The organism is Moorena sp. SIO4A5 (assembly GCF_010672005.1).
Classification (GTDB): Bacteria; Cyanobacteriota; Cyanobacteriia; order Cyanobacteriales; family Coleofasciculaceae; genus Moorena.
Genome location: NZ_JAAHHZ010000406.1, coordinates 1 through 4,322, shown reverse-complemented (window position 1 = coordinate 4,322; position 4,322 = coordinate 1). Strand labels below are relative to the sequence as shown.

Annotated in this window: 3 protein-coding genes; 2 read left to right on the top strand and 1 reads right to left on the bottom strand. The window is 35.2% G+C overall.

Annotation, left to right across the window (positions count from 1 at the left end):
* The coding region (locus F6K57_RS37955) for a hypothetical protein (RefSeq protein ID WP_293073620.1) at positions 1-1,259 on the bottom strand (1,259 nt) is incomplete at its 3' end.
* Positions 1,260-1,780: 521 nt separating this feature from the next.
* On the opposite strand from F6K57_RS37955, the gene F6K57_RS37950 reads away from it, so the two are divergent.
* Complete coding sequence (locus tag F6K57_RS37950) at positions 1,781-1,981, top strand: hypothetical protein (protein WP_143727796.1); 201 nt, start codon at positions 1,781-1,783, stop codon at positions 1,979-1,981.
* Between the two features lie 475 nt (positions 1,982-2,456).
* Positions 2,457-4,067, top strand: a complete 1,611-nt coding sequence (locus F6K57_RS37945; protein WP_293063664.1) for a hypothetical protein — start codon at positions 2,457-2,459, stop codon at positions 4,065-4,067.
* Positions 4,068-4,322 lie beyond the last annotated feature (255 nt).

The following is a 4,322-nucleotide window of genomic DNA, read 5'->3' as shown; positions in this document are numbered from 1 at the left end:
CTTTCAAAATATTCTATAGACTCTAAATACTCAAACGAATCTTGAGATTCTTTTGAGATTACCGAAATTTGAGCCAACCTTTCTCTAATATCTTGATAATTATCAATAGCTACTTCATGAAATTTAATCACTATAGGAGTAAAACAAAGCATTATCCATGAAAAAGCTAGAATTATATGAACTTTATAAAAAAGTCGTGAAATTATATACCCAATCCAAACAAAAGCCAAAGGAACAAGTGAGATTGAAGCTACCCATTGTCTTGGTAGAATCCAATAGTTACTCCGAAAAGAGACATAAGAGAAAAATATAGATATTCCCAAGGCTATAATTATTATAAAAACAGGACTGATGAGCTCTTTAAGATAAACTTTCCTAAGTTTTTGATAAACTATAATAATTGAGAAAATTACGAAAATGGTAATAAGCAATGGTTCTAAAAATTTTTGTAAGAATTCAAAATGACTGAAGCCTATAAAAGTGGTGATTAACTCATCCTTTTTGCTCCAATAAAAAGGATCGAATGTAAACTCTGGCTGCCCTCGTAACCAAGTTAATAATCCCAAAGTAAAATAGACTATTGTGCCGAGGACACAAAGAGGAATATTCGTATGTTTAATGACAGAGTTAATGGAAATTTTTTTGCCAGTTTGAATTAATTTTTGCAAGTATGTAAATACAATAATTGCTAACCAATAAACAGAAAAGTAAGGGTGGAATAGTACGCCCATTAAAATAGAAAATAATCCAAAAAGTGTAAAAATAGGACGGGTTCTTTGGGGCAAAGGGGTACTGTAATAGGCCAAGGTACAAACCGTAGCAGTTACTAAAGGCATATAAGGGCGGGCTTCACCCACAAAATACATTAGCTGAGTTTGATCAAAAAGAGCAAGAATACCAATCACTTGCCATAGAAAGGGCATGCCCCAAAGACGGAACAGATAAATTGCTGCTAAAAACAAGACCAAACCAGAGAAAATACTGGGAAATCTTAGCCAAAAGATGTTAGCACCAAAGAGCTGCATTAACCAGTAGTTAATAAGCATATAAATGCCTGTCTGTCCATGATTAATCGTTAGAATAGACTGACTGATAGCGTTCCAAGCTTCAGCCGTTGTCTCATAGCTGCCGAAAGCAAAATGTAAAAACTCATCAATCCAAATTGGCCGACCAAAAGATGAGTGTAATGCTACGCAAAACAGAGATAGTAGTAACAAGCAAATATTAGAAATATGGTAATTGATTAATTTATTTTTCATCACCCTCAATAACCATTGATAAAAAGACCCTTAAAACGGTATTAATATGAAGATGTTAAAAGGTTAGCACTAAAAATATTTCAGATTGTAATAAAACTTTACATAGCGGTACTTAGACAATTATTAAAGCAAAAATCAGGTATAATGATTGCTCTAGTTAGCAGCTATTATGTCGTTATGTTTAGGGGATCGCTCCCACGAGAGAAACTCCCCCCGCAGCAATGCCTCCCGTTTCGCTTAAATGATGTAGTACTATGGGTAATTTGGGAATTAGCGATCGCCCGTTTCTGGAATCATACCCCCATTCAGGAACGCCAAAAAGTTTTTTTAGATTGGCATCTTTTTTAGTAATTGATCCTACTTAGTCTAGGAGAGCCACAAATGACTTAGGATTGCTAGAGTACAATATACCGTGCTTGATAATACCGTGCTTGATAATAACGATAGACAGACATCAGGGATTTTTGTAAACTTTTATTACTGGATTCAACACTTCTGTTCCCATTGCTTATAGTATATTCTTGGCTAACACCGATGAAAGGCTAGCAGTCGTTGCAATTCTGGATTCGGTCAGAGACTCTCACATTTATGGAGACTTTGGTTTTCTCGGTAACTCGTGGGCATTGCCAATGCACCAACAGACCCAAAACCCCATTCAAGCAAAGATAGCCAGCCTACTTTACGCTGGTTACTTCGCCGTCACTATAATCAAGATGTCTTAACTTTTCAGACTGTTTCCTCTTCCCTTTAATTTCACAGTAAGTATTCAGCCGTCAGCCGTCAGCCGTCAGCTAAAAGCTCACGCTACTTGAGGTGCCGTCAGCTGAAGTAACTCAGCATTATTCCAATGCTTACCTGTTTTCTTCAAAAGCACCTCAAGTAGCGATGCAGCGCGGTCTTGGGGAGGCAGCGCGGTCTTGGGGGTTCCCCCCATGAGCGACTGCCGTGGTTTCCCCCATGAGCGACTGCATCAAGACAGCGTGCGCGTAGCGCATTAGCTGATAGCTGATAGCTGACGGCTAAATGCTTAGAAATTAAGATTATTGAGAATCAGCCTTGGGGGAAATCTTTGACTGAAGGGATTGTCAGAGATGCCGTGAAAAGTCAGCTCGTGTATTAGAGTATTGAAACCACTTCACAGTAAGAAGATGGCTGTAGACCTTTTAAAGTTGAACTAATACAGTTTATGTTTAAATTATGTTTAAAACTCTAAATAACCGCAAACTATTAAGCAATTTTATTGTATTAGCATTGATGCTAATTACTTTTTTTAGTATAGCCTATCAAACCGGACTAATTACCTCTGGTTTTCGTTATTTTATTGACGATCATCTTATCCCTCAAGTCTCTTACGATTTAAGCACTAAAGGATTTTTTGAAACTGTATCTACTTGGATAAATATTGATAAAAGCTTAAATAGGTTTAGGCCTTTTTATATCATTCATTTAGTCACGGTAACCAAACTATTTGGAGTTAATTCAACCTTATGGTATTCGTATATTACTCTCTTAGCAACTTTGACCACTTTTTTTATTTTTCTATTTGGGAGATTATTGAACTTTTCATTGTTAATTGCATTTGTTTTTTCGATATCAACTTTGCTAGGAAGGCAATCCGACATATGGACAAGGCCAACACTTCCAGAGGCTTATGCAATGTTTTTTCTATCGGTATCACTAGTATTTTTGGGACTAAGTTGTAAAGAGAAATATAATGAAGCATTTACTAATGTAGTCTTTGTTATATTGACTATTGTTATGTCTCTTTGTAAAGAATCTTTTATTATTTTTATTCCTACATTAATGGTTGGTAAACTTTTTTTATATAAATATGAAAGACAACATTCCCTTTGGCAAACTATCAAGCATAATAAATTTCCTTTACTATTTATAGCTTCTACATTTGTCTTAGAAATTTATTATATTCTTTTCTATTTGGGAACTGCTGGGATGGGATATGCAGGAGTAGATGAAAGTAGCTTTAAATTTTATTCAATTTTATCAACCAGCAAGGTTTTTTTTACAGAGAGCCATTTAGTCATCGCTTTTATTGGTTTAGGATTATCCCTAATTTTGACCAAATTAAATCGAGATTCAATTTTAATTACACTCAGGGAGTTTGCCCCTTTTTTGATACTCCTATTGGTTTCGGCAGCTCCTCACATTTTGCTCTATTCTAAATCTGGAATAAATCCTGGTTATTATTTATTTCCTGCCATTGTAGTAGCTTGCCTTTTTCTGGCAAAAGTTTTGTCTTATATTGCTCGTTATTCTCAATGGTTAAGTCTTTCCCTAGTAGCCATATTAGTTGTGATTCTGTTAAATAGAGTTCCCTTAGTTTGGAATATGTACTCTCTACAAGCAAAGGATAGTAAGTACATGAATAATTTCTTGAAACAAGTTGAATTATGCACTCCTAATAATGACAAACTTTTAATAGTTGCTAATCCGCGCGTGCGTTATGAAGTACTTGCAGGAAGTTTACCAACAGTGCTTAAACACGTTATTAACAGAGACAAGTTTTTAATAGCAACCTATGGGTTAGAAAAGACTAATTTTTATTCAGATACACTAAAAGAAAGTGAAAAAATTTGGGAATTTCTCAACCCGGAAAGCGTTCTTGGATTATATCAAAACAAAACTATTTTGAATACAAAAAATAAAAGTGATATTGAAGCCGTTATAATTTTTGATGGTTTAGATAATGATTTTATAAAGACAAATAAAGACTGGTTTAGCCCTCAAGACTATAAGTTACATGAATTTAAAGTTAGCTTTTCTCTAGTTCATTTATATTGTAAACAATAACTTAGAACGCAGAAATGGTGAATGTATTAATAAAACTTTACATTTACAAAAAGTTGATTCCTATTGACAGGCGATCGCTTCAAAATCCGGTAGTGGTACACAGGTAGTGATTTTAGCTCCCGTTAAGCTCTTAGGCATTTAAAATGCCTAAGAGCAAGGCAGAAGCCAGAAGCGATGCAGTCGCTCATGGGGGAAACCACTAGCGCTTTGCATCAAGACACTGGTTGGATTAAATTACCTTTTTTCAGGATCTGG

Coding starts and splice junctions, on each gene's coding strand:
- F6K57_RS37945 (WP_293063664.1), top strand. CDS start 2,457: ATGTTTAAAACTCTAAATAACCGCAAACTATTAAGCAATTTTATTGTA.